The organism is Brevibacillus brevis NBRC 100599, from assembly GCF_000010165.1.
In the GTDB taxonomy this organism is placed as follows: Bacteria; Bacillota; Bacilli; order Brevibacillales; family Brevibacillaceae; genus Brevibacillus; species Brevibacillus brevis_D.
In genome coordinates this window covers 1870132-1895917 of record NC_012491.1, presented here as the reverse complement: position 1 = coordinate 1895917, position 25786 = coordinate 1870132, and the positions used below count along the sequence as shown (strand labels likewise).

General features: G+C 48.2%; 23 protein-coding genes. 4 read left to right on the top strand and 19 right to left on the bottom strand.

Annotated features, from left to right (window positions below; all coding sequences use genetic code 11):
• Positions 1–20: 20 nt before the first annotated feature.
• Both BBR47_RS09310 and hemA read right to left on the bottom strand, forming a co-directional pair.
• Positions 21–839: a cytochrome C assembly family protein gene (locus tag BBR47_RS09310; protein WP_012685522.1), complete on the bottom strand. Its 819-nt coding sequence runs from the start codon at positions 837–839 to the stop codon at positions 21–23.
• A gap of 141 nt (positions 840–980) precedes the next feature.
• Complete coding sequence (gene hemA / locus BBR47_RS09305) at positions 981–2345, bottom strand: glutamyl-tRNA reductase (protein ID WP_012685521.1); 1365 nt, start codon at positions 2343–2345, stop codon at positions 981–983.
• 233 nt (positions 2346–2578) lie between these two features.
• Here hemA and BBR47_RS09300 point away from each other — a divergent pair, with 233 nt between their 5' ends.
• Positions 2579–3520 carry a DMT family transporter gene (locus tag BBR47_RS09300; protein WP_331382892.1) on the top strand — a complete coding sequence of 314 codons (942 nt, stop codon included), beginning with the start codon at positions 2579–2581 and terminating at the stop codon, positions 3518–3520.
• A gap of 49 nt (positions 3521–3569) precedes the next feature.
• On the opposite strand, the gene BBR47_RS09295 is transcribed toward BBR47_RS09300, so the two are convergent.
• From BBR47_RS09295 to rph, 10 genes are all read right to left on the bottom strand, one after another.
• Entirely contained in the window at positions 3570–4922 is a 1353-nt protein-coding gene (locus tag BBR47_RS09295) for a protein O-GlcNAcase (RefSeq protein WP_012685519.1), read from the bottom strand.
• Positions 4923–4961: 39 nt separating this feature from the next.
• Complete coding sequence (gene yihA, locus BBR47_RS09290; RefSeq protein ID WP_012685518.1) at positions 4962–5609, bottom strand: ribosome biogenesis GTP-binding protein YihA/YsxC; 648 nt, start codon at positions 5607–5609, stop codon at positions 4962–4964.
• Positions 5606–7945: an endopeptidase La gene (gene lon / locus BBR47_RS09285; RefSeq protein WP_012685517.1), complete on the bottom strand. Its 2340-nt coding sequence runs from the start codon at positions 7943–7945 to the stop codon at positions 5606–5608. The genes yihA and lon overlap by 4 nt, the downstream gene beginning before the upstream one ends.
• Positions 7946–8193: 248 nt before the next feature.
• Positions 8194–9891, bottom strand: a complete 1698-nt coding sequence (gene lonB, locus BBR47_RS09280) for an ATP-dependent protease LonB (RefSeq protein WP_012685516.1) — start codon at positions 9889–9891, stop codon at positions 8194–8196.
• A gap of 197 nt (positions 9892–10088) precedes the next feature.
• Positions 10089–11354, bottom strand: a complete 1266-nt coding sequence (gene clpX / locus BBR47_RS09275; RefSeq protein WP_012685515.1) for an ATP-dependent protease ATP-binding subunit ClpX — start codon at positions 11352–11354, stop codon at positions 10089–10091.
• Between the two features lie 20 nt (positions 11355–11374).
• Positions 11375–11956 carry an ATP-dependent Clp endopeptidase proteolytic subunit ClpP gene (clpP, locus tag BBR47_RS09270; protein ID WP_012685514.1) on the bottom strand — a complete coding sequence of 194 codons (582 nt, stop codon included), beginning with the start codon at positions 11954–11956 and terminating at the stop codon, positions 11375–11377.
• Positions 11957–12087: 131 nt separating this feature from the next.
• Positions 12088–13380 carry a trigger factor gene (tig, locus tag BBR47_RS09265; RefSeq protein ID WP_012685513.1) on the bottom strand — a complete coding sequence of 431 codons (1293 nt, stop codon included), beginning with the start codon at positions 13378–13380 and terminating at the stop codon, positions 12088–12090.
• A gap of 124 nt (positions 13381–13504) precedes the next feature.
• Entirely contained in the window at positions 13505–14044 is a 540-nt protein-coding gene (locus BBR47_RS09260; RefSeq protein WP_012685512.1) for a metallophosphoesterase family protein, read from the bottom strand.
• A 30-nt stretch (positions 14045–14074) separates the two neighbouring features.
• Positions 14075–14668, bottom strand: coding sequence for an XTP/dITP diphosphatase (locus BBR47_RS09255; RefSeq protein WP_012685511.1), 594 nt, complete (start codon positions 14666–14668; stop codon positions 14075–14077).
• Complete coding sequence (rph, locus tag BBR47_RS09250; RefSeq protein ID WP_012685510.1) at positions 14661–15422, bottom strand: ribonuclease PH; 762 nt, start codon at positions 15420–15422, stop codon at positions 14661–14663. The genes BBR47_RS09255 and rph overlap by 8 nt, the downstream gene beginning before the upstream one ends.
• A 214-nt stretch (positions 15423–15636) precedes the next feature.
• Here rph and BBR47_RS09245 point away from each other — a divergent pair, with 214 nt between their 5' ends.
• On the top strand, positions 15637–16884 hold the full coding sequence (locus BBR47_RS09245) for an MFS transporter (protein ID WP_012685509.1): 1248 nt from the start codon (positions 15637–15639) through the stop codon (positions 16882–16884).
• Between the two features lie 19 nt (positions 16885–16903).
• On the opposite strand, the gene BBR47_RS09240 is transcribed toward BBR47_RS09245, so the two are convergent.
• Together BBR47_RS09240 and racE are read right to left on the bottom strand one after the other, a co-directional pair.
• Positions 16904–17956: a GerMN domain-containing protein gene (locus tag BBR47_RS09240; RefSeq protein ID WP_012685508.1), complete on the bottom strand. Its 1053-nt coding sequence runs from the start codon at positions 17954–17956 to the stop codon at positions 16904–16906.
• A 96-nt stretch (positions 17957–18052) separates the two neighbouring features.
• Positions 18053–18865 (bottom strand): glutamate racemase, encoded by an 813-nt coding sequence (gene racE, locus BBR47_RS09235; RefSeq protein ID WP_012685507.1) that lies wholly within the window; start codon positions 18863–18865, stop codon positions 18053–18055.
• Positions 18866–19035: 170 nt separating this feature from the next.
• On the opposite strand from racE, the gene BBR47_RS09230 reads away from it, so the two are divergent.
• Positions 19036–20067 carry a superoxide dismutase gene (locus tag BBR47_RS09230; protein ID WP_041749337.1) on the top strand — a complete coding sequence of 344 codons (1032 nt, stop codon included), beginning with the start codon at positions 19036–19038 and terminating at the stop codon, positions 20065–20067.
• Between the two features lie 78 nt (positions 20068–20145).
• On the opposite strand, the gene BBR47_RS29890 is transcribed toward BBR47_RS09230, so the two are convergent.
• Positions 20146–21252, bottom strand: coding sequence for a peptidylprolyl isomerase (locus BBR47_RS29890; RefSeq protein WP_041749336.1), 1107 nt, complete (start codon positions 21250–21252; stop codon positions 20146–20148).
• Between the two features lie 288 nt (positions 21253–21540).
• On the opposite strand from BBR47_RS29890, the gene BBR47_RS09220 reads away from it, so the two are divergent.
• Complete coding sequence (locus BBR47_RS09220) at positions 21541–21987, top strand: acetyltransferase (protein ID WP_012685504.1); 447 nt, start codon at positions 21541–21543, stop codon at positions 21985–21987.
• Between the two features lie 270 nt (positions 21988–22257).
• On the opposite strand, the gene BBR47_RS31195 is transcribed toward BBR47_RS09220, so the two are convergent.
• From BBR47_RS31195 to BBR47_RS09205, 4 genes are read right to left on the bottom strand one after another with little or no spacing between them, the layout of a single operon-like run.
• Positions 22258–22425, bottom strand: a complete 168-nt coding sequence (locus BBR47_RS31195) for a hypothetical protein (RefSeq protein WP_173362197.1) — start codon at positions 22423–22425, stop codon at positions 22258–22260.
• The gene (locus BBR47_RS09215; protein ID WP_012685501.1) at positions 22422–22982 is read right to left on the bottom strand and encodes a MauE/DoxX family redox-associated membrane protein; all 561 of its coding nucleotides are present in this window, start codon (positions 22980–22982) and stop codon (positions 22422–22424) included. Before BBR47_RS09215 ends, BBR47_RS31195 begins: the two co-directional genes overlap by 4 nt.
• 15 nt (positions 22983–22997) lie before the next feature.
• Complete coding sequence (locus BBR47_RS09210; RefSeq protein WP_012685500.1) at positions 22998–24782, bottom strand: ABC transporter ATP-binding protein; 1785 nt, start codon at positions 24780–24782, stop codon at positions 22998–23000.
• A complete protein-coding gene (locus BBR47_RS09205) occupies positions 24779–25312 on the bottom strand; it encodes a TlpA family protein disulfide reductase (RefSeq protein ID WP_041749335.1) in 534 nt (177 codons plus the stop codon). Before BBR47_RS09205 ends, BBR47_RS09210 begins: the two co-directional genes overlap by 4 nt.
• Positions 25313–25786 lie beyond the last annotated feature (474 nt).

The following is a 25786-nucleotide window of genomic DNA, read 5'->3' as shown; positions in this document are numbered from 1 at the left end:
AGCCTCCTTATGAACAGCTCCTACCACCAGTCGTGAAATGTAGAAGTAGTGAAGCCTAAAAAATTGATAAGCAGTAACAAAAACGCCACGACGTTCCACTGCGCGAGTCTGCGCATCTGCATCGTATCCCGATAGCGCTGGTACAGCCACAGCGAATAAATCGCAACGACCAGCACGGAGAGCACTACTTTTGAATCTAGCAGAAATTTCTCCGGCAAAACCATTTTACCCCAAATGATCCCTAATACAATCGAGAGCAAGAGCATTGGTACACCCAGCATGTTCATTCGGTACGCGTAGCCTTCCAATTGATCGAGGCTAGGCAAACGCCTGAGCAACGGTGACCACCGTCTTCCCTTGAGCATTTTGTGCTGGAGCAAGTACATGGCCGAGAAGATCATCGAGAGCGAGAACGCCCCGTAGCTGAACATGGCCAGTGTCACATGCGTCAGCAATAGTTCAGAGGTCAAAATGCTCGATACAGCCTCAATCGGCGTTTCCGGTAAAAACATCGACATAACGAGCACGACAAACCCAATAATATTGGTAAAAAAAACCAGCAAATCAATCCGAAAAAAATAGTGAATGGCAAGCGACAAGCCTACCAGCACCCATGAATAAAAAAAGAGTGTCTCAAACAGCGTAATGACTGGAAAATACCCCTTCATGACTGCTTGCGAGACAAAAAATGCGGTTTGCAAGGCCCAAACGACAACAAGCAACCCGAAAGCCAGACGATTGACTTTCCGGTTGCTTTGCAAGAAGTCGTTAAAATAGAAGAGAACACTTGCAGCGTAGAGAAAGATCGTCAAGTCGTAGATCCATCTCACCTCGGCCATGCACTCTCTCCCCCACTTTCCCAATCGGTTTCTAACAGTGCGTGTTCAAAAAGTCGGCTTGTATTAGCTTTCTGAGCTACTCCGTGATCAAAAGACGACTTTTTGAACAACCTCTAGTAGCAGATAGATTGTCAGGTCAGCTTAGTCAGGGAACCGGGAAACCAATACTTGCTCCCGAGAAGAAGATGTCTGTTTATTTTTATCGTTAGCCCAGATTGCTTCCTGTTCTTTTCGCTCCAGGATCTCCTCCAACGCAAACATTTTCTCGAAAATATCCAGTACTTCTTCCCCATCTTTGGTAGCTGCCATTTCTTTTAAACGTACGACCGGATCGTGCAACAGTTGATTGACAATGCCCTTGGTTGTCTTGCGGATGATGTGCATCTCCCGCTCAGACAAGTTTGGCAGCTTGTTTTCGATTTTTCGCATCGCTTCGCTTTGGATCGTGTTTGCCTTGTCACGCAGTGCAGCGATCAGTGGTGCTACGCCAAGCGTTTGGTACCAAGTCGTGAATGCCACGATCTCTTCTTGAATCATGACATCCAGACGTTCCGCTTCACGAGAACGTTCCGCAACATTACTCGCAACGATGCCTTCCAGATCGTCAATATCATATAAAAATACGTTATCAAGATCATGCAAGTCAGGATTCAGATCGCGAGGAACTGCGATATCCACCATGAACAACGGACGATGCTTTCGTTGTTTCATGATCGGAGCCAGTTCTTTTTTGCCGAGGACATAACCTGTCGCTCCGGTCGAGCTGATGACGATGTCTGCTGTGAGCAGTGCCTCAGGCAGCTGCTCCATCGTACAGGAGTCACCCTTGAACTTCTCTGCCAAAAGCTGCGCTCGCTCCAATGTACGATTCGCAACCATGACGCGTTCTGATCCATTTGCGTGCAGATGCTTGGCGGTCAGCTCGCTCATTTTGCCCGCTCCGACGATCAGGACAGACTTCCCTGCAAAGGAACCGAAGATCTTTTTCCCCAGTTCGACAGCAGCGTAGCTAACAGAAACCGCATTTTGTCCAATCGCTGTCTCTGTATGGGCACGCTTGGCAAACGTAATCGCTTGCTTGAACAAGGTGTTGAAGACAGTCCCTGTCGTTTGATGCTCCTGCCCCAACAGGAACGCATCCCGTACTTGTCCGAGGATTTGTGTTTCTCCCATTACCATCGAATCAAGACCGGAAGAGACGCGGAACAAGTGCTCGATTGCCTGTTCGTTCTCTTTTATATAGAGATGATCCTTAAATTGTTCTTTCTCCACGCCGAACCATTCAGCCAAAAAACGGCGGGTATAGTCTCGGCCTATATTCGCCTGGTCGCAAACGACGTAAATTTCCGTCCGGTTGCACGTCCCCAGGATGATACATTCTGCGATACTCTTCGTCTGGGAGAGTAGATGAAGAGCGCGTGCTGTCCCATCGTCGCTGAATGTAAACTTTTCGCGAATTTCGACAGGAGCTGTTTTATAGTTTAAACCCAGCAAAAGAATATCCATAATGTCCTCCCAGAATAACAAACCTGTTAGCGGCATATGTAAAATGCACTATTATTATATCATTATGTCCCGAATCGGATAGGAGTAATTGTGAAAAGTTTTTTAACGGAGCGCACTTTGCGTTTATCCTATATAATCCGCTTGCGTTCCTTCCGGGAATCCCTTATGATTTCGCCTATACATGAAAACCGAAGAAAAATTGTGAAAATGTCAGAAAGGAGAGGAAAGAAGCTTTGAGAAAACCTTGGATGGCAGATATAACGCTGCTCCTCGTCGCAGTTATCTGGGGAACTACGTTTTTGATCGTACAGCAGGCAATCGCATCGCTGCCTCCCAATACGTTTAACGGTGTTCGTTTTACCATTGCTGCGTTATTTTTATTGATCATCTATTTCATCCGCAATCGTCATCGTGGGCAAACCTCTGAATGGAGAGGGCCACTGCTTCGTGCAGGCGTCATTCTCGGCTTTTGGCTCTGTCTGGGATACGCCTTACAGACCGTAGGACTATTGTATACTTCGCCGTCCAAAGCTGGCTTTATCACTGGATTAGCCGTCGTATTGGTGCCGCTCTTCTCGTTTTTGCTCTTGCGTGAACGCGTCAAGCCTTTCGCTATCTTCGGTGTGATTCTGGCAGCATTCGGCTTGTATTTGCTAACGCAGAACCAGTCATTCTCCTTTAATCTCGGTGATGCTCTGATCTTCGTCGCTGCCATCTGCTTCGCCATGCAAATCGTCTTTACCGGTAAATACGCACCTCGTTTTGCAGCATTGCCCCTTGCCATCACGCAATTAGGCACAGTAGCTGTAATGAGCTGGCTGTACGCCTTTTTCTTTGAGGATTGGAGTCGTGCTTTTGATCCGGCGATTTTGTTCATACCCGAGGTGGCCTTTGGTTTAATCGTCACTTCTATTTTCGCCACGGCACTGGCCTTTCTCGCGCAAACGGCCTTGCAAAAGCAAACCAGCTCGACGCGGGTCGCTCTCATTTTCGCTTTGGAGCCCGTATTTGCTGCAGTCACCTCCTACGTCTTTATTCATGAAATATTAAGTGGAAGACAGTTAACCGGATGTCTCCTGATTTTCACCGGCATGATTCTCGCTGAGCTGCCGATTCAAGAATGGGTGCGGAATTTCCGTCAGAGAAAGCCAAATGACGGTCGTGAATCCGCCTGATGCGAAAAGCAAAAAAGTTCCTTCTCCCCTGCGGGATTAGGAACTTTTTTTATGAGCTCTTCTTAACCTCTAGCATTACGGCATCCACAAAAAGCTGCATAACGGGTCCACACACTTCTTGCGGGTAACGCTCCGTTCGTTTGAGCCACTGTTTGAGGCGGAGCAAGTGATAGACTGCTTGTGGCATTCGCCCTCTTGTCCCATGATCGATGAGAGCGACTGCCGACAGACCGACTTTGGTCCACAGATGGAACTTCTCCACCCACGGCCTCGTTTCTGCTGCAAGCTTCTCATTCGCCATCCCTGCCAACAGCTTGTTTGCCGCCGCCTCCATCTTCTGAAAAAGAGCCGTCAAGTCCGCAATGGCCTTTTGTCGATCTCCTTCCAAGAAATGAAAGCGGAAGGTCAGGATCGCTTCTAGCAATTGCGGCGATTCCACCTCGCATAAAAACGAGCTTTGCACGTTATTCGCAAAGGTGAAGAAAGCATCCGCATCCTTTTGTCCCGCTACTTCCTCGACCGCTTGTTTCCATACCGTCTCAGGGTCGTAGCCGATCGGATCTCGCAAATAGGCTGCCGTCGTAATCAAAGGAATCTTCGAGCATTCTGGTCTAGACATCGCATTCGCCACATAGCCTGCTGCGTATTGCCACAGGTCAGGGTCACGGTGACGCAATGGACCGATATGTAGTTCGTTCGCCATGGCCAAATCATTCACCGGGTAGTTGTCCCAATAAAATGGCTGATGTCCGGTGTACTCTTGAAAGCGAATCGCATCACCGTCCGTCAGGTAAGGCGAGCAGACGAATCGTCCCGTCCAGAACAAATCTATTTCTGGCGGCAAATGCTTGCCGAGGTACATGATATACGCTTCTTTTCCTATCCCGTTGTATTGTGTAGGACAGACAGCCAGCTTGACTGGATCGCCCCAGCTACGTATCAAATCCCACACATAAAGCGTCGTATGGGCATGCGCCTCCGCCAAATGGGCAAACTCGGCTACATCTTTCTCATGCAACAGGTGCATGGGGATATCATCGAACAATAGCGCAAAATAACGCACACCCCGATCATACAAATCCCGATACTTCTTACCTAACAGCTCCAAGTGCTGACGATTCGTATATTCCATGCTAAGTCCGGGACCCAGACAATAAATAAACTGCATGTTGTGAGTCTTTGCCCGCTGGATCAGCTCATCTAACTGTTGATTGGCTTTCACAGGAAGCGGCTCCATCCAGCGTTCCCTCAGATACTCGTCATCTTTGGGAGCGTAGAAATACGCGTTGTAATCATATCGGTGTAAAAAGTCGATCATATCCAGCCGCTCTTCATGTGTCCAGGGTGTTCCATAGAAGCCTTCGATCACACCACGTACAGCAAAGCAAGCACTCCCGCTCACTCAGATGCTCCCTTCCCCACGACGAATTGGGTCTAAGAATTACTCACTGGCTGGAGCAATCTCTTCTGCCCTGGCAGCCGTCTCCCTTGCCATTTCCTCACCAGCACGGATACGACGCATGATTTCTGCCCACAGCTCATCCTTGCCTTGACCTGTCTCCGAGGAAAATACAATGATCGTATCATCCCCGCGCAAATTCAGGCTTTGACGGATGATCTTTGTATGCTGTAGCCAACGCCCGCGAGCGATTTTATCACCTTTCGTCGCTACGACTACGGTAGGGAGCCCGATTTGCTTGCACCAATCGTACATCGCAATATCGTCTTTACTCGGAGCATGGCGAATATCGACCAGTTGAATAATGAAGCGAAGCTCATTCCGGTTTTTCAAATAACCCTCGATCATTTTTCCCCATTGTTCCTTGATCGTCTTCGCTACCTTTGCATACCCATAACCCGGGAAGTCAACGAAGTAGAGCATTTGATTGACACGGAAATAGTTCAATGTCTGGGTTTTACCCGGACGAGAACTAATCCGGGCAAGCCCTTTGCGGTTCATCATTTTATTGAGCAATGATGATTTTCCTACGTTAGAGCGTCCTACCAACGCGATCTCATGGAGGCCATCTGTCGGATACTGCTTCGGTCCAACCGCACTGATAATAAACTCTGATGATGTTACTTTCATGCTTTGTCACCTACTGGCTGTTTAGTTAGCGCGTGACGCAGCACTTCATCTAAATGGTCAACTGGATAGAATGTCAGTTCACCGCGTACGCTCTCCGGGATATCCTCGATATCCTTCTCGTTGTCTTTTGGCAAAATAATCGTGGTTAAACCTGCGCGATGAGCGGACATGCACTTTTCTTTCAGCCCGCCAATTGGCAGTACACGACCTCGCAAGGTAATCTCCCCGGTCATCCCCACCTCTTTTTTCACAGGGATTTTCGTGAGGGCGGATACGAGTGCGGTTGCCATCGTAATCCCAGCAGACGGACCGTCTTTTGGAATCGCCCCTTCCGGAAAGTGGATGTGGATGTCGTTCTTCTCGTGGAAGGCAGGATCGATTCCCCACTGTTCTGCACGGGAGCGAATATAGCTGAATGCAGCCTGCGCAGATTCCTTCATGACGTCACCCAGTTTCCCTGTCAGGGTGAGCTTTCCTTTTCCAGGCAAAATGCTGACTTCTACATTCAGCGTATCTCCGCCTGCTTGTGTCCAAGCCAGACCCGTAACGGAGCCGACTTGATCTTTTATCTCCGCCAGACCATAGCGGTAGCGCGGTTTACCGAGCAGCGTCTCCAACGTCTTGACCGTAACCACGACACGCTTTTTCTCACCGCCCACAATCAGCTTGGCAGCTTTGCGGCATACGTTTGCTGCTTCGCGATTGAGGTTTCGGACTCCCGCTTCCCGCGTGTACAAACGAACGAGCTTCAGCATCGCATCGTCGTTCATCTTCAGCTTATCTTTGCCCAGACCGTGATCCTGCATTTGCTTCGGCAAGAGATAATCACGCAAAATGTTCAGCTTTTCCAGTTCGGTATAGCTGGAAATCGAGATGACCTCCATCCGGTCCAAGAGCGGACGCGGAATCGTATCGAGACTGTTTGCGGTCGTAATAAACATGACGTTCGTCAAATCATAGGTCTCTTCGATATAGTGATCACTGAATTTATCATTTTGGTTTGGATCTAGCACTTCAAGTAGGGCAGACGCAGGGTCTCCGCGGAAATCGGACGCGAGCTTGTCGATCTCATCCAGCAAAAAGACAGGATTAACCGTGCCAGCTTGCTTCATTCCTTGGATGATTCGTCCTGGGAGAGCTCCTACATACGTACGGCGGTGACCGCGAATTTCTGCTTCATCGCGCACTCCCCCCAAGGAAATACGAACGAATTCACGCCCGATTGCACGCGCTACGGAACGGGCCAGAGATGTTTTCCCGACACCCGGAGGACCAACCAGACAAAGGATCGGTCCACGCATGGAGTTTACCAGCTTTTGTACTGCCAAATACTCCAAGACACGCTCTTTTGGTTTATCCAAGCCGTAATGATCTTCATCGAGAACTTGCTGTGCATGATGAATATCCAGATTGTCTTCTGTCGTCTTCGTCCACGGTAGCGCAAACAAGGTATCGATATATGTGCGGATGACTGAGCCTTCCGCAGAAGTCGCCGGCATCTTTTCCAGACGCTCGAGCTCCTTCTCGATCTTCGCTTTGATCCGTTCAGGAGCGTCCGATTTTTCGAGCCCGGCACGCAGCTCATCTACTTCACCTTGGCGGCCATCCTTGTCGCCCAGCTCTTTTTGGATAGCTTTCATTTGCTCACGCAGGTAGTATTCCTTTTGCGTGCGCTCCATCTGTTTCTTCACGCGGTTGCCGATCTTGCGCTCCAGCTCAAGTACCTCGCGCTCGTTGTTCAAAATGGTCAAAAGAATTTCGAGACGTTCCTTGATGTTGGTCGTCTCCAGAATTTCTTGTTTGTCCTTCATCTTGAGCGGCAGATGGGAAGCAATGACATCGGCCAAACGTCCTGGTTCCTCAATATCCTGCACAGAGGTCAGTGCCTCTGGAGAAACCTTTTTGGACAGCTTGATGTACTGCTCAAAGTGGCCCAGCAAGGAACGCATTAAAGCTTCCACTTCATTTTGCTCTGTCTTTTCATCTTGCAAATATGTAATCGACACGACGAAATAATCTTCCTGTTGAAGATACTCCTCGATCTTCGCGCGTTGCAAGCCTTCTACCAAAACACGGATTGTCCCATTTGGCAGCTTCAGCATTTGTTTCACACGCGCAACGGTACCAATCCTGTAAATTTGCTCAGCATCTGGCTCTTCTATGTGGACCTCTTCTTGTGTCGCAAGCAAAATCTTGTTATCGTCTACCATGGCTTGCTCCAATGCGCGGATGGACTTTTCCCGTCCAACGTCCAAATGGAGTACCATTGTCGGATAAACAAGCAATCCTCGCAACGGGAGAAGCGGTAATTCTCGTTTACCGGAACGTTCGCCCAAGCGGATGCACCTCTCCTTGTTGATCTACCCTCTTACAAAGAGCCTTATAACAGACAAAAACGGCCCTCAAAGCCGTTTTTTAAACGCCCACCCGGCCCCAAAAAACGAGACAAAAAAGATCATACACAATCATTTTTTGTGGAGCTCGTTTCAGGCCGGGCAAGGCCTCTGGCTCTTTGCAAGCAGAAGCTTTTTTCCATTGTAGCGCAAACACAATCCGATGTCTAATTTGCGAGCATACCCGACTGTTACAGGGATAGCGGAGAGGAAGCGAGATCCTCTTCTGGGATTTGCAAAGTAAATCCCGTCGCCTCCTCTTCTTGCATGGTAGCTTGCGGTACAGCTAGCTCGATTACTTCAGAGACTGTAGACACCGGAATGATTTCGATCCCATTCATGTCCGCAAAAATACTTTGCCAGTTTTCCTGTGGAATGAGGACTCTGGTCGCTCCCGCCTGTTTGGCGGCTTCCACCTTTGCCACTACACCCCCAACTGGCTTTACCTTCCCATGTATACTCACTTCGCCAGTCATCGCCAGTAAATTATCGACAGGCTGATTCACAATCGCCGAGTAGATCGCTGTGGCAATGGTAATGCCTGCCGAAGGCCCATCAACAGGGATGCCTCCCGGAAAATTAATATGCAGATCATAATCATACGGACGGACGCCCATTCTGCTCAAGACAGTCAAAACGTTTTCGATCGAGCCTTTTGCCATCGACTTTCGGCGAATCGTCCGGCTGCGGCTGCCCATTTCCTCTTCCTCTGCCATTCCTGTCATCGCCATTCGACCTTGACCAGGAACAGCTGCGGGTGAAGCCGTCACTTCAAGCTCCATCACACTGCCCATGTTCGGACCGTACACAGCAAGACCGTTGACCAAACCGACCTGCGGTGTATCATGCACTTGTTTTTCGGGGCGAGGCGATTTTTGACTGCTGTGCATTACCCATTCCACATCGGCAGCCTGGATGTCTTGGCGTTCTTCCGTCAAGGCAATTCCCGCGGCGATTTGCAAGGTATTGATCGCTTCACGTCCATTGGTTGCGTAGCGCTCGATCACAGAAACAGCGCTATCTTCTATATTCATATTCATTTTAGGTACGGCCGTACGCACGATACACCCAATTTCTCCAGCCTTTAATGGACGGAAAAAGATTTCCAGGCAACGGGAACGAAGCGCAGCAGGCAGTTCTTCTGGCAGCCTCGTCGTCGCTCCAACCAGACGAAAGTCGGCGGGCAAACCGTATTTGAAAACGTCATGAATATGCGAAGGAATTTGGTTATTTTCCTCGCTGTAGTAAGCACTCTCCAGCATGACTTTACGGTCTTCGAGAACCTTTAGTAACTTATTCATCTGAATAGGATGAAGTTCCCCGATTTCATCAAGAAAAAGCATGCCACCGTGCGCTTTCGTCACAGCGCCTGGCTTTGGCTGCGGAATCCCTGCCTGCCCAAGCGAGCCTGCCCCTTGATAAATCGGATCATGTACGGAGCCAATTAACGGGTCAGCAATCCCACGCTCATCAAACCGCGCAATCGTCGCATCGATTTCAATAAACTTGGCATCAGAAGAAAACGGTGATAGCTGATTTTTCTTCGCTTCTTCCAGTACAACTCTAGCCGCTGCGGTCTTGCCTACGCCTGGTGGTCCATAAATAATGACATGCTGCGGGTTGGGACCGCACAAAGCGGCACGCAACGCACGAAGCCCATCTTCTTGTCCTACAATTTCTTCCAAAGTCGCCGGTCTTGTTCTCTCTGATAGAGGTTCTGTCAACGCAACCATTCTCATTTTCCGAATGGAATCAAGATCCTTGCGCGATTCCTTTTCGGTTGAGGTTTTCGTGTTTCTCTGCGCTCGCAGCAAGTTCCAAAAGTAGGTGCCGATCACGATACCAACAACCACTTCAATGACAGCAATGACCAATGTCGTATAGTCCATATGCAGTCCCTCCCATGCGTCTTCGCTTGCGGTCAACTTTTGTCCTCCGAAGAGAGAGGAGCACGTTCATGACCGTATTGTGCATATGTAAAGCTTCTCTTGAACGATATCAAGTAGTATTGCCCCGCAAGCGTAGACGTAAACCACCAACAAAAAAACCACCTCGCTGATAACGAGATGGTTTTTGTAGACAATGCTTAGGCTGTTTCTTCGTGCAATTCCTGTCCTTCTTTGGTCAACAGTTGCGGCTTCACTTTATCGCGTACCGTTTCTTCGGTAATGACACACTTGTTGACGTCTTCTCTGGAAGGAAGCTCATACATCATATCGAGCATGATTTGTTCGATAATCGCACGCAGTCCGCGCGCACCAGTGTTGCGCTTAATCGCTTCTTTCGCGATTTGCAGCAGCGCACCGTTATCGAACTCCAGCTCAACACCGTCGAGACTTAGCAGTTTTTGGTACTGTTTCACCAAAGAGTTTTTCGGCTCTGTCAGGATACGCACGAGCGTCTCCTCATCCAACGGCTCCAAAGTAGCCAGCACTGGCAAACGACCAACGAACTCCGGAATCAGACCAAATTTCAGCAGGTCTTCCGGCAAAATGTATTTCAGGTATTCTCCGGCTTTCAGATCGCCTTTTACACCATCGCCGAAGTCTGCACCGAAACCGATGACTTTTTTACCCAAACGACGCTTGATAATCTGCTCGACGCCATCAAATGCACCACCGCAGATGAACAAAATGTTCGACGTGTCGATTTGGATGAACTCTTGGTGAGGATGCTTGCGTCCGCCTTGTGGTGGAACACTCGCAACGGTACCCTCCAAAATTTTCAAGAGCGCTTGCTGAACGCCTTCACCAGATACATCACGCGTGATGGATGGGTTTTCCGATTTGCGGGCTACCTTATCAATCTCGTCGATGTAAATGATTCCTTTTTCAGCCTTCTCCACATCATAGTCAGCAGCTTGAATGAGCTTGAGCAAGATGTTTTCAACGTCTTCGCCCACATAGCCTGCTTCTGTCAGAGAAGTTGCGTCCGCAATCGCGAAAGGTACATTCAGAATGCGCGCCAATGTTTGCGCGAGCAACGTTTTTCCGCTACCAGTCGGACCGATCAGCATGATGTTGGATTTTTGCAGCTCCACATCCTCGATCTTCGCCCCGGAATTAATCCGTTTGTAGTGGTTGTACACCGCTACAGACAAGGATTTTTTCGCCATATCTTGACCGATGACATAGTCGTCCAAGATTTTGCGAATTTCCACTGGCTTTGGAATTTCTTTCATATCGATTTCTTCTTCAGTGCCCAGTTCTTCCTGTACAATTTCATTGCACAGTTCGATACATTCGTCACAAATGTAAACACCAGGACCAGCTACCAGCTTGCGCACCTGTTCCTGGGACTTGCCGCAGAAGGAACACTTCAGTTGGCCTTTGTCGTCGTTAAACTTAAACATGCGCTTCACCTCACAACGGGTCAGTTTTTGCGTTCAATAATAGAGTCAATCAATCCGTAGGCCTTTGCTTCTTCTGCACTCATGAAATTGTCGCGGTCTGTATCTTGCTCTACGCGTTCATAAGGCTGACCTGTCCGCTCAGACAAAATCTCATTCAGCTGGCGCTTCGTTTTCATAATCCATTCCGCATGAATGCGGATGTCTTCTGCTTGCCCACGCACACCGCCGAGCGGTTGGTGAATCATTACCTCGGCGTTTGGCAGAGCAAAGCGCTTGCCTTTTGCACCAGCAGCCAACAGGAAAGCACCCATACTGGCAGCCATGCCCACGCAAATCGTGGACACATCCGGTTTGATGTACTGCATGGTGTCATAGATGGCCATTCCTGCTGTAACAGAACCACCTGGAGAGTTTATGTATAGCGATATGTCTTTGTCCGGATCTTCTGCCTGCAAGAATAGCAGCTGAGCGACAATCAGATTGGCGATTTCATCATCAATCTCGGTGCCCAAGAGAATAATCCGGTCTTTCAGGAGGCGCGAGTAAATATCGTAGGAACGCTCTCCCCTGCTTGTTTGCTCGATGACCATAGGGATTAACATTATGTATTTTCCTCCTTTGCCGAAAAAAGTCAATGGTGGAAAAACAAGGCACGATACACTCGTGCCTTGTGGTCTTGACAGCCAGCGTCAGGGTTAGCCTACCCACTGACCAATCATGCGTTCTTCTAAGCTTATGCTGTTACTTTGCTTTCTGCAACCAGCAAATCTACTGTTTTGCGAGTTTGCACATCGCGGTACAGAGCAGCCATGCCATCTTGTGCGGAGAAGATTTTGCGCAGCTCATCTGCTGGGCGGCCGTATACGCCAGCCAGTTTATCCAGTTCTGCGTTTACGTCTTCTTCTGTTGCTTCGATGTTTTCTGCTTTGCCGATTGCTTCCAAAGTCAAGGAAGTGCGAACGCGGGATGTTGCGTCTGCACGCAATTGATCACGCAGTTGGCTCTCATCCATGCCGGAGAACTGGTAGTACAGTTCCAGCGTCATACCTTGGTATTGCAGACGTTGACCAAATTCATTAACCATTTGATCCAATTCATGCTCAACCATTACTGCTGGCAAATCGATCTCAGCGTTTTCAGCTGCTTTCAGAACGAGTTGCTCACGAACATATTGATCTTTTTCTTGCGCTGTTTTTTCTTCGAGTTTTTTCTTGGTGTCTGCTTTCAGCTCTTCCAGCGTGTCGAACTCGCTCACGTCTTTGGCAAACTCATCATCCAAAACAGGCATGTTTTTGCGCTTCAGGCTGTTCAGCTTTACTTTGAATACCGCTTCTTTACCAGCGAGGTTAGGAGAGTGGTACTCTTCAGGGAAAGTTACGGTAATTTCTTTTTCTTCGCCGATGTTCAAACCAGCCAGTTGCTCTTCGAACCCTGCGATGAAAGTACCGGAACCCAGTTCCAGAGAATAATCTTCTGCTTTACCGCCTTCAAAAGCTACTCCGTCTTGGAAGCCTTCGAAATCGATTACAGCGATATCGCCTGTTTGTGCGGCACCCTCTTCTACTGCTACGAGCTCAGCATGACGCTCTTGCATGCGCTTCAGTTCAGCGTCAACGCTCTCTTCTGTTACAGAGAAGTCTTTTTCTTCGATGGACAGACCTTTGTAGTCGCCCAGCTTCACTTCAGGCTTCACAGTTACAGTCGCTTTGAAGATCAGGTTTTTCCCTTGTTCCATTTGCGTTACGTCTACTTCTGGACGATCTACTGGCTCGATACCAGCTTCACGAACAGCTTGTCCGTATGCAGTTGGAAGCAGAATGTCAAGAGCGTCTTGGTACAAAGATTCTACACCAAAACGGGATTCGAACATTTTGCGTGGTACTTTTCCTTTGCGGAATCCTGGAACTTGAACTTTTTGAACCACTTTTTTAAACGCTTGATCCAATGCTGCGTCTACTTGCGTAGCATCTACTTCAATCGTCAGGACTCCCTGGTTATTCTCTACCTTTTCCCAATTTGCTGCCACGTAAACTTCCCCTCCTAAATCGAATAACAGAACATCGCCAGCCGCGCCATGGTATCTTCGCAGGCTCGGATGATAATATTCTAGCCATTATAACCATTCTAGTATAGCACAAATCTTTTAGTTTTCAAGAAGACCTCATTGGTCGACGAACAGAATAGTTCCCTCCCAATTGTGGAACCGGGTTGCCTGCATGATCATAAAACGCCACGGATATGTAAGTTTCTGTCGGGCTCGTTCCTGTCTCTTCTAAAAGAGCATATGTCGGTACGTGAAAACCTCGTGGCATTTGCAGGCTACCTGGATTTAGAAACAAAATGTCTCTTTCTACTCCACAGACAGGTACATGGGAGTGACCGAATACGACTACATTTGCCCCGACCTCTTCTGCACGGTAATGAAGGCGCAGAAGAGAGCCTTTCACTCCGAAAAGATGCCCGTGCGTTTGCAGGATGTGAAGGTCGCGCCATTTGGTCTCTTGCTCAGTCGGCACCTCTTGTGTCGAATCGCAATTGCCTCGGACAAGCGTCATGTTGGAAAACGGCTCGCGCTTATGGTCGACACAAAAATCGCCACAATGCAGAATTTTTTCGACATGATGTCGGTTGACGACCTGGCTTACTTCCCGAACCAAGCCGTGGCTATCGCTCATGATGAGAATTCCCATCACGCTTCACTCTCCTGTTTTCTCTCTTGTCTACTTGAGGATTGCAAGCAGTTGCTGCATGGCACGAGCGCGGTGGCTAATCTGATTCTTTTCTTCTGGCATGAGTTCGGCCATCATTTTGTCCATCGATGGGACGTAGAATACCGGATCGTAACCGAAGCCATTTGTCCCTTTTGGTTCACGCGCGATCACACCCTCACAAGCGCCAGTGGCAATGATTGGCTCTTCGCCCGGAATCACCAACGCCAACGTACAACGAAAGCGAGCTGTGCGTTCTTCTGTCGATACCTCTTCCAGCTCATTCAACAATTTACGCCAATTCTGCTCGTCTGTTGCATCCTCCCCAGCGAAGCGTGCGGAGTAAACACCCGGGCGTCCTTCCAGCGCATCTACTTCCAGACCGGAATCGTCACCGAGAGCTGGCATGTTCAAGTATGTAGAGATTTCGATTGCTTTTTTCAGCGCATTTCCTTCGAAGGTGTCCTTGTCTTCTACTACCTCAGGCACACCATCAAATTCAGCGAGGCTAATCCCTTCCCAGCCTGCATCTGCGAACAGCCTGTTGAATTCTTTCACTTTTCCTTGGTTCCGTGTTGCGAGAACGACTTTTTTTCGATTAGGCATGACTTTCCTCCGCTACCGATTGTGCAAAAGAGAGCGTAACATCAGCGAGCGCCTCTTTTTGACTGTGGATCAAGTTGTCAATGCCGACTTTTGCAAGGGAAATCATTTCTTGTAGCTGTTCAGGCGAAAACGGTGCATCCTCCCCTGTTCCTTGCAGCTCGACAAACTTTCCTTTTCCCGTCATGACGACATTCATGTCGACAATTGCTGTAGAATCCTCTTTGTAGTTGAGATCCAGCACGGCTTCCTCGCCGACTACCCCTACTGAGGTTGCTGCCAGGAAATCGTTTAGCGGAAGCTGTTTCCAGGTGCCACTATCCACCAGCTTTTGCATCGCGTCTACCATTGCCACAAACGCTCCGGTAATCGAAGCTGTCCGTGTACCTCCATCTGCCTGAATGACATCGCAATCCAGCCAAATGGTGCGTTCACCCATTGCTTCAAGGTTTACAACGGAGCGCAGAGCACGTCCGATCAGACGCTGAATCTCCATTGTTCGTCCACCGACTTTTCCTTTCGACGACTCACGCGCGTTGCGGGTCGCTGTTGCTCGGGGAAGCATGGAATACTCGGCTGTGATCCAGCCCTTCCCGCCACCACGCATAAAAGGCGGTACCCGTTCTTCCAAAGTCGCCGTACAAATCACCTTTGTGTCTCCGACTTCAATCAGGCAAGATCCTTCTGCGTGTTTAATGTAATTGCGCGTAATGGTTACTGGGCGCAATTGGTCATGGGCACGGCCATCCACTCTCATTCCAAGTTCCTCCTAAATCGCTTTGTTACACTCCGCTCATTATACCAGAGGCGGGAAACGATCTGCCACTGCACAAACGCCTCTTCCCTATTTACGTGAATTGCAAATATTCTTGTCACTTCCTTCCTCATAAAAAATTTCTTGCCGTCACTCGTCTATTTAAAATATTATCTAATTAGATATTTAATTAATTTGATGGTTGGTGAATTTACTTATGAGCTTCTTGTTTCTTTTGAAAAAGCCGAATCTGCGGCGCCTTTTAACCGCCAATTTCTTAAGCGGAATCGGAGATTGGTTTAACAGCGTTGCTGTACTTGCACTGCTGCTCGAAATAACGGGAACAGCTATCGCGGTAGGCATTACCCTCGCACTACGCACGCTGCCTCACTTGATTTTTGGTCCACTGGGCGGTCTAATGGCAGACCGTTTTGATCGAAAAAAAGTGATGGTCGCCTGTGATCTCGTTCGCGGCTTCGTTGCTCTTTCGTTTTTGCTCGTATCTGAAAAATCAGATGTATGGATGGTCTATACAGGTACTTTTTCGTTAGTTGCCTTTTCTTCCCTTTACAATCCTGCACGAATGTCCCTGCTGCCCAAAATCGTTGACCCTGAGGAATTGGCGACTGCGAATGCACTTGATCAAAGTATCTATGGAATCGTCATGGCCATCGGTTCGTTGATCGGCGGTATTTTTGTTGCACTGTGGGGAAGTGATCTCGCTTTTCTTTTCAATGCCCTCTCCTTTTTCGCCTCGGCTCTGTTTCTGGCTAGGCTGAAGGTACCCGCCTCCCCAAACGACCCCGTTTCTAACGTACAGTTGCAGCAGGCTGCTAAAGTCTCTTCCTACGGAGAGGTGATACGCGCCATCACATCCACACCGATTGTGTACGCCATCTTTTTGCTAAAAGCCGTGTGGCCAATCGGTGGGGGGATCATCAATGTCTTGATCAGTGTCTATGCTTATCAAGTGTTTGCTGCCGGTGAATGGGGAATTGGTCTGTTGTACGGTGCGATCGGAATTGGCTTCATCATCGGAGGAATACTTGCTCAGCGCTTTCAACGATACTTTTACGAAGTGGCTGCCAGCAGCTTTGCTTTGGAAGGCTTTGGAATGCTTTTGACCAGCTTTTCACCTACGATTTATGTAACGGCACTGTTTTTTGCGCTATCCACCGTGGCGGGAGGAATGGGAAACGCCAGCCTGAATACGTTGATCATGCGGCATGTCACCCCCAGCTACCATGGCAGAGTATTCGCTTTGGATGCGACGATCTCAAATATTCTGATCGGTCTGTCCATGCTCCTTGGCGGCTGGATTTTGACGATGGCTGACCCACGTATAGTCGGCTTTGTGGCAGGTCTTTTGATCACGATCCCATCACTTGGACTCGGGCCCGTTATTTGGAGAACCGTACGGGCTGGTGACAACGAACCATTGGCGAACAAAAACCACGCTCGTTAATACGGGCGTGGCTCGTTCCTTACATCTGTATGGGATTGAGTTGAACCGGGCGGCTCACTGGCTTGGTAAACGCGCCACTAGCGAGCGGTTTTCCTTCCACTAGCAGCTGCACTTGCTTGGCTCCTGTCGTCTCTGTCAATGACAAGACAAGCGATTGCAGAGCTTCTGGGCTCGCTTCCTTGCCATCGTCATACTTGAGGATGTCACTGCTCAAATTGACTGTCACCAAATCTTTTTCCTGCTTCACATTCAGAACACGTGTCGTACGCAGCAAGGAACTGAAGAGCTGAGATCCTTGTTTCGGTCCTTTGATCAACTCTTCGACCGTTGCCTTGGCGATGTCAGTTGTTTCAGGAACCAGACGAGTGACCGGGACATAATACGTACGTGTATCATCCAGCTGACCTTGGAAATAAACCGTTACGCTGGAGGTATCTCCTGGCACTGCCCCATCGCCCAGTTCGAGATTGACTCCTTGATTCCGGTCTAATAGCGTGATGGGTGTTTTGGTTGCTGGCATTTCTGTTAACAGTGTTCCGTTCACCCAAATTTGCACAGTCTTGACAGTGCTAAATTCCGTCAACGCCCGGGTGACTGCATCGACAATTTTCTTCTCGTCCTTCTCTTCGTACGTTTTGAAGTCTTTGGAAAAATCGACAGTGGCTACGCCGTTCTTGATGACAAGTCCTTTTACTTCTGTCCCTTTCGGCAAGACAGCGGAGAAGCCACCCTGGAGCATGCTCTCAACCGGTCCACCTTTTACCATGTAGCTCAATACTTGTTTGGCAGGACCGTCTGATTTCGGAAGAGTCATCGAGACAGGAACGATATATCCGTTAGCATCCTGCAAGTACACCATTCTCTCTCCAGTCTCCTGAACCACCGGTTGTGCGCCATCTTTTGCAGCATCCGGGGACGGCGTGCCGTTGGGCAAATCCACAGATACCTCTGACTGTGGTGGTGCATCAATACTAATCGTTTCCTTTTCCGGGCCAAAGAGACCGCAGCCCGACAAAAGCACTGCGCTAACTCCCAGCACGGCCGTCATTTTCCCGATGTGCCTTATCTTCATTTCCCCAGCCTCCTCCACACACTTTGTACTACCATGTATACGAGCTAGGCTTGGGTTTATGCGTTGAAAGTTTGTCTCGCCAGACAAGGTCTTCCATCAGGGCTGGACAGTTTTTTCCAGTGAGTTGTGCTGGACGTTAACTTTGCAATCCAGCCATTCTTCTGCAATGGTCCGGAATTTGTTGGCATCCCCACTCGTCACAAACAGATGCTCCGGGCGCTCTATTTGCTTGCGTTCGGCGTCCGTCGCGATTTGTAGGGACAATTCTCGCGCTGTTTCTTCTGCGGAGTTAATCAGGCGTACTCGGTCTCCCATCACTTCCGAAATAATTGGTGCTAGCAACGGATAGTGTGTACAACCCAAAATTAACGTGTCCAAATCTTCGTGCAAGAACGGGGCAAGCGTTTCTTTTACAACTCTTCTTGCTTCCTCCGTATTTGCCATGTGGCTCTCCACCAGTGGCACAAATGCGGGACAAGCCATTCCTGCGACGTACAGATCAGGCTGAATCCGCAAAAGCGCACGTTCATACGCCTTGGTACGAATGGTCGTTTCCGTCCCGATGACACCGATCCTTCCGTTTTTCGTTACTTGAACAGCCGCACGCGCCCCTGGCTCAATCACCCCGATGACGGGTAGCGGCAAATCCCCTATCGCTTCCTCCAGCACGACGGCAGTCGCAGTATTACAGGCGATCACCAATGCCTTTAACGGTGTACGCATCACATAGTCGATCATTTGAAAGCTGTAGGTACGAATCTCTTCCGGCGATTTGGAGCCATACGGACAACGGGCATTATCGCCTACATAAACAATCCGTTCTTCGGGTAGCTGACGCATGACTTCCTTCGCAACAGTTAATCCTCCCACTCCTGAATCAATAACGGCAATCGCTCGTTCTCTACTCATACTAATGTGTCTCCCCTGTTGAAATGAATATAGTACAGCATACCACTCAAACATTTGTGCTACTACCATATGCGTAGATGAAATTTCTTGTACTCCGCAAATGTCGCACCTTCTCTAGGCGCCTTTCATAATGTGGGGAGTGATGATGTGCCCACGAGGAGGAGAATCTTTTGGTAGAAGAAGCCAAGAATTTGCTGGACTGGAGCCAATGGGGGCGACAATGGATCGAGCATTTGCGAAAACATAAGACCCTCAACCGAGAACTCGAACGGCATCTGCACAAATTCGAAGAAACATTTACACGGATCGGAAGACAAGCATCCAAGCTTGATTCAACAAAAGACAGCGACGAACTCCCTACTCTCATCACTCGCGCAGAACAAGTGCAGGAGCAATTCCATCACTTTTTACGACTGGCACAGTTGAGTGAGGATGACCAACTGGAAGAAGAAGCGAAGGAACCTGTTGCGGAATCAATACATGCACAGCCAGCGATGGCAGAAGAAGTACAAGTGCCTGTTGTGCCAGAGCACGTTTCCTATCCCGGTGCACGTGAGCCAGTCCGTGCGGCACGCCCCGTGGCTGTCGGCCGACATACCCTCCCCCCGCTCCCTTATGCGTACAACGCTTTAGAGCCGTACATCGATGAAGCTACCATGCAAATCCATCACAACAAACTGCACCAAAAGTATGTAGACGATCTCAATGCAGCAGAGAGGAAGCTATCAGATGCGCGAGAAAGTGGCAACTTCGATCTCATACGCCATTGGGAGCGCGAGCTAGCCTTTAATGGGGCCGGTCATTACTTGCATACGATCTTCTGGTCATCCATGAGTCCAAATGGGGGTGGCACTCCCTCTGGTGATCTCGCAGCGGCAATCAATCGGTATTTCGGTTCGTATGACGCCTTTCAAAGACAATTTAGCCAGGCGGCAGAAAAGGTAGAAGGTCCGGGGTGGGCGATCCTCGTTTGGGCCCCGCGCGCACATCATCTGGAGATTCTTACAGCCGAAAAGCACCAGAACCTGTCACAATGGGATGTGATTCCGTTACTGGCTCTGGACGTATGGGAGCATGCCTATTTCCTGGCGTATCAAAACCAGCGAGACAAGTATGTAGAGAACTGGTGGAATATCGTCAACTGGCCCTATGTGGAAGAGCGATTCGAGCAAGCACGGAAACTGCGCTGGGAGCCGTATTAACTTGCATATCCCTTTCATTGACAAACCCCCTCCTCATCCCAAATGTCAGGAATGAGAGGGGGTTTTTGTTGGCAAAACTTATTCGCTATACGGGACAAATTCGATCTTTTGTACCTTGATCGGATTTTGGATGGGCTTTGCATTCTCATCTGTTTTCTGGGCTGCGATCTTGTCTACGACCTCCATCCCGGCAAATACATGCCCAAAAACAGTGTGACGATTGTCGAGGTAAGCTCGTCCGCCAATTTCTTTATACTTCGCTTCTGCATTCAGCGGCAGCGCCGACAAATCGAGGTACTCCTGATCTACCTTCGGGCTTTGTACAATGTAGAAATGCGTGCTATTCGTATTAGGTCCAGCGTTCCCCATGCTGAGTGCTCCTCTGAAATTGAACAGATCCCGGCTAAACTCGTCCTCAAACGACTCGCCATAAATACTCGGCAGCTCCTTGCCATCGGGCCCTTTCAAATCTCCCGCCTGAATCATGAAGTCGTTGATTACACGGTGAAATATCATATTGTTGTATTGCCCTTTTTTCGCGAGTGTTTTAAAGTTTTCCACCGCTTTTGGAGCTTTGTTCGGGAACAGTCTCAGCTTGATCACACCCGCATCTGTCGTGATCACGCATACTTCTTCGCCTTTGCGCGGCTTCTCTAACTGAATCAGCTTCACATCTGACACATCGATGCCAGAGTCCTGCCAAATGACGCCCCACGCCTTCCAGTTTACCGGGTCTGTCCCGAGTCTTGCCAAGCCGAGATAATCCGTTTTTTCAATCGCCTTGTTATCTGCGGTATACCCGACGTATTTGAATTTTACAATCGCGCGATAATTATTGAAGGCGTCCTCTTTCGTGACGGTGTACAGCTTGTCTACCTTTGCTTCGATCACCTGAATGTTTTTGTATTGCGCCAATCCTTCCATATAGGTTTTCATCGCAAAATTCGTCAAGGAGTCATCTGCTACCAGCTTTGCTACTTCAGCAGGATTGGATCGTTGCTTTACCAAGGACGCGATGAAATCATTCACTTCCTGCTTATCTCCCCCATGTGGGCGGAACTGGTTGACCTGAACTTCATTCCGATAGTCATGAATAGCGTTTGCAGCTGCCTGTTGGACAAAAGTTGGACTTAGTAACGGGATCGCAATACTTGCAACGACTGCCAAAGAAACGAGTTTTTTCATTCTTTCCGCCCCCACTAATTAGAAGATTGTTCCATAAAGACAGTATAGCTCAATCCGAGAATTGATGTCTGAAATATTTTAAAAATTCTGCTAAATAGAGCGAGAAAATCCCGTTTTTTCCATGAAATATCTCGCATCTTTTTGCACCCTTCCCCCTTTTCAGTTGTCAGATTATTCTGGGAGGATAGAAAAACTGTGAACAAGATAGGAAAGTTCCTGGCGACTCTATATAATAGGCTCTCAAGAGCGCTCTTTTTTGTTTGTTAGTTTGAATTGGGAGGTTTCATGATGAATACCAAAACTGTAGTTTATGAAGCCAGCTATCGTGATCAATTGGTAGATATTTGGTATCGTGCTGTTTGCCGTACGCACCATTTTTTGACGACAGAAGATATTGCGTTTTATAAAAACATGGTAAAAAATGAAGCACTATCTGCTGTTGAGGTATGGATGGAAATAAACGAAAAGAAAGAGCCTGTAGGCTTCATTGGGCTTGATGGAACGAAAATCGAAATGCTGTTCGTTGATCCAGAATATCACGGGAAAGGGATTGGGAGCAGATTACTCGAACATGCAGAGCGTAAGTATGGCCCGCATTTGAAAGTAGATGTCAACGAGCAAAACGAAGGGGCTCACGCTTTCTACAAACGGTATGGATTTGTGCAAACAGGACGATCTGAACTGGATGGTTCCGGAAGGCCCTTTCCTTTGCTTCATTTAGATTTAGAACGTTAATTTTCGGTTTAGCAAAAAACAAGACTGCCTCATGTAGTAGAATTCTCTACTAGCGAGACAGTCTTGCTCTACTTATGTGTCTGAAAAACTACCAAGGGCATTCACACAATGGGCCATTTTTTATGCATCCTTTTTGGCATCCTGCAAATCCACTTGCTCCGAGCTTTTGGAGTAATTTCTTGAACATTCTTATCGCCCCTTTGGTATAAATTGTATTTACAGGTATATAATACAATGATTATATGAAAATTGAAAGCATTTTCTGAAATTTCAGGAATTCATATTTTTGTCGCTTCTTCTACTGTACTCTTCTGCTGCTTCCATTTTATTAATGAACGTCCCGACCACCTTTAATACTTGAAACAAGACGACCAAAATTGCGATGACCGTCACCCATAATACCCCGAACCCAATCATCCAGCCTGTAGACATGTTCATCCCTGCCTTTTCCCTAAAATATGTTTGAACGTACTGATTTCTCCGCTAATGGCCATGAGTAGTGAGATGCATACACTCGAAAAGAAGATAGCCATAACTTCGTTGGTGATTTCGAAACTACCGGACAACAAATAATGGTCAACACTCGCCCAGCCCCCGTTCCATTGCCCCACACAGACTGCCAGACTGATGAATACGAGGTTACGCAATACGAGCTTCCACGATAAAAAATGGTTTCCCGCCATTCCGCCGCACCCGCATGAAATCTTCTTTCTTCCTTTTGCTAGATTGATACTGATCGCAAGTGTGTACACCCCTAGCAACAAAATCGCCAAGGACAGTCCCAGCGTTGTAAAAAGACCGATCAGCAAGGAAACCGCTACGGTGACTTGCAGCCCCAGATCCAGATACGTAAAGCCTTTTGACCACGAATAAGGTATGATCTGATAGGCTCGCACAATGGACAAATGCGTGCCTATATCCCTTATTTTTGAAATAAACGTACTGAGAAATAAAAACGCGAGAATCAGCCGAAACAGCAGCCCAAGCTCCTCCATAACACCCCTCCTTTGTTACGCAAACCATTTCGCCTGCATGCGGTACATACGCGAATATTCTCCGTTTGCATCCATGAGCTCATCATGATGCCCGACTTCGATCAGCTGACCTTGCTTCATGACAAAAATCCGATCCGCCATTCGTGCCGCAGCCATCCGATGGGAAATAAAAATCGCCGTCTTATTCTGGGTGAGGGCATCAAACTGCTGAAATACTTCCAGCTCTGCCTGCGGATCAAGTGCCGCCGTAGGCTCGTCCAGAATAAAAATCTCTCCTCTTCTGTATAAAGCCCGCGCCAACGCGACCTTCTGCCACTGTCCACCTGACAAGTCTTCGCCATCCTGTAGCGTCCGCCCCAAAATCGTATCGTAACCACTAGGGAGCCGACGAATAAAGGTATCTGCACCGGTTTCAACCGCTACCTGCCTCATCTGGGCGGGATTGACTTCCTGCGTCACTCTCCCAATGGTGATGTTCTCTCCAGCAGTGAAGTTGTACCGTATGAAGTCTTGGAAAATGACCGTGATATTTCGTTGCAGGTCGGAAATATCGAGCTCACGAATCGACTGATTGTCGAACAGAATATTTCCTGAATGGATCGGATAAAGCCCCATCAGGCATTTGACGAGCGTCGTTTTTCCAGAGCCATTATCGCCAACAATCGCAATACGCTCCCCCCGCTTGATCGTAAAGGAAACTTCATCGATCACATTGCGCTCCATTTTGGGATAGCAAAACGAAACCCGATCAAATGTAATACCAGATTGCAGCTTGGTCGGAAACTCCGCTTTGCCAGTGAGCTGCGGAATCGTTTTATCCTCGTATTCCAGAAAGTCAAACAGATCAGCGATGTACAAGCATCTGTTGACGATATGTGCGAGGTTAAAGGTCATTTGCGAAAGCAGCTGCTGCGTATTCTGTACCGCTTGTGCAATCGCTACAAAATCCCCTACCATCAGGGCACTTGCACGAAGCAGCGATACGACCAATCCCAAGCAGCCAATATACATCGAGGAGGTAAAGATCCCTGAGAGAATCAGTGCTTTTTCTCTGCGGTGGAGCAGACGAAGTACCTCTTTCATATTTTTCAAAAACAGGCGAGACCATCTGCCTAGCAAAAAGTCCTTGAGCTGAAACAGTCGGACCTCTTTGGAGCTGTCGCGCTCATTCAGGATCGAGCTGATGTAGGCAGCTTCTCGAATTTCCGGCGTCTGTAGCCTTGCGAGATAGTATTCCGACATCCCAAATTTGATTTGGACAATTAACAGCGGGATCACGGCCAGCAAGCTCATCACAGCTAATCCCCAGTGAATGCTAAACAAAAATACCGCAAACGAAATCAGAGTAATCAGATTTTTACCGAGATCCAATACCCTTTCCAGAGGGTCCAGGAAGCGTTCCCCCATTGCTTCTGCCCGAATGCGGTGATGATGATTGTAAAATTCCGGATCATCGAAATAGGAGAGCGGAACAGATGCTGCTTTCTTTGCTACCATATGCTCCAAATGATATTCCAGTCGTTGCTCCGTATGGGCATTGAGAACACGCAAGACCGTTTCCAACGCATTCGTCACCAACGTCACGGAAAACAATCCCGCAAGCAGCCAAAGCAATGGCTGGTAATCATCTGTTTGGTCCAGCGCAATGGCTGTAACCTCGTTCACCATTTCTTTCATAATCCAGATCGTAGCCAACGGGGAAAATGCCAGGATGATTCTGAGAGCAATGGAACAAATGAGCCATAGCTTGCCATGTGTCCAAATCAATCGAACGGTTTTTGCAAAATAGGAGCGAATCATGCTGGTTCACCTGCTAGCGCCAGGAGCTTCTTTTTGGTATCCACTGCGGTTATCGGCTTGGCACGAATGACGTCCTGCTCATCGATTACGAAAACGCTGGGGAAATGGTTGATCTTGTATGCTTCCAGCATGGGTTCGTTGCCGATCAATACTGGTATGCCGGATATGTTATTTTCTTGTAGCCATTGGGAAGTGGATATGTGCTCGGATTCTGTCGAGATGATAACGGATGCATCTGTGAGTACCCTTCCCTCGGATAATAGTTCGTGCACATGATTGGCACAGTGCCCGCAGCCTGTATGCGTGAAGTTTACGATGAGTGGGCGGGGCAGGTGATTTAGTTGTTGCTCTAGACCGTTTAGTGTGCGGAAAGGTAGCGATTGTAGTTTGGTGCCGATTGCTGGTCCGGTTTCTGGGATGAATGGGTGGAAGTGATGGACCTGATCTTGTGTTTGTTTTAGTAGGGTGAGGAGTTTTGCCAGTATGAAGGCAAAGATAAGTAGAAAGATCATGTTTATGGCTATGAGCAAATCTATCGATCTCCTTTCGTGCGACTCGAGATATGCGAGAGGCGTGACGTGTTTTTACAGAGAAAATACCATAATATTCAAGTTTTGTCATTGTTTTATGGTTCGAATGTGTTTATTGGTAGAAAAAGTTTTGTCGTTACATTAGATCAGTTTGGTTTCGGACAAATTCCGATTCTTTACTGACTCTCTCACTTTCAGTAGTCGTTCTATCCATAGTTATAGTGGCAATCCTTGTTCTATCACCACCTGGCGAAACACACTCTTCTACTAATGTGATAGAATTGGAAAAACTAAGTGAAAGCGAAGATAACAAAAAATCTGGTCAATGTAACGAAATTGCGTTATTTAGATTGTATAATTCAAGCATTAATGTGATTACAAAAGAAATGTCGAAATTTTCATACGGGTACTTGGGTGAAGGATGGGTTCATTCGGCACTGGATAGCCCCCAAAAAAAGGAAAAGCCATAGAAGG

Coding starts and splice junctions, on each gene's coding strand:
- BBR47_RS09245 (WP_012685509.1), top strand. CDS start 15,637: ATGAGCTTCTTGTTTCTTTTGAAAAAGCCGAATCTGCGGCGCCTTTTA.
- lonB (WP_012685516.1), bottom strand. CDS start 9,891: ATGGACTATACGACATTGGTCATTGCTGTCATTGAAGTGGTTGTTGGT.
- BBR47_RS09310 (WP_012685522.1), bottom strand. CDS start 839: ATGGCCGAGGTGAGATGGATCTACGACTTGACGATCTTTCTCTACGCT.
- BBR47_RS09220 (WP_012685504.1), top strand. CDS start 21,541: ATGAATACCAAAACTGTAGTTTATGAAGCCAGCTATCGTGATCAATTG.
- clpP (WP_012685514.1), bottom strand. CDS start 11,956: ATGTTAATCCCTATGGTCATCGAGCAAACAAGCAGGGGAGAGCGTTCC.
- BBR47_RS09215 (WP_012685501.1), bottom strand. CDS start 22,982: ATGGAGGAGCTTGGGCTGCTGTTTCGGCTGATTCTCGCGTTTTTATTT.
- BBR47_RS09260 (WP_012685512.1), bottom strand. CDS start 14,044: ATGGGAATTCTCATCATGAGCGATAGCCACGGCTTGGTTCGGGAAGTA.
- hemA (WP_012685521.1), bottom strand. CDS start 2,345: ATGGATATTCTTTTGCTGGGTTTAAACTATAAAACAGCTCCTGTCGAA.
- yihA (WP_012685518.1), bottom strand. CDS start 5,609: ATGAAAGTAACATCATCAGAGTTTATTATCAGTGCGGTTGGACCGAAG.
- BBR47_RS09240 (WP_012685508.1), bottom strand. CDS start 17,956: ATGAAGATAAGGCACATCGGGAAAATGACGGCCGTGCTGGGAGTTAGC.
- BBR47_RS09255 (WP_012685511.1), bottom strand. CDS start 14,668: ATGCCTAATCGAAAAAAAGTCGTTCTCGCAACACGGAACCAAGGAAAA.
- BBR47_RS29890 (WP_041749336.1), bottom strand. CDS start 21,252: ATGAAAAAACTCGTTTCTTTGGCAGTCGTTGCAAGTATTGCGATCCCG.
- BBR47_RS09210 (WP_012685500.1), bottom strand. CDS start 24,782: ATGATTCGCTCCTATTTTGCAAAAACCGTTCGATTGATTTGGACACAT.
- rph (WP_012685510.1), bottom strand. CDS start 15,422: ATGAGAGTGGATGGCCGTGCCCATGACCAATTGCGCCCAGTAACCATT.
- BBR47_RS31195 (WP_173362197.1), bottom strand. CDS start 22,425: ATGAACATGTCTACAGGCTGGATGATTGGGTTCGGGGTATTATGGGTG.
- racE (WP_012685507.1), bottom strand. CDS start 18,865: ATGAGTAGAGAACGAGCGATTGCCGTTATTGATTCAGGAGTGGGAGGA.
- clpX (WP_012685515.1), bottom strand. CDS start 11,354: ATGTTTAAGTTTAACGACGACAAAGGCCAACTGAAGTGTTCCTTCTGC.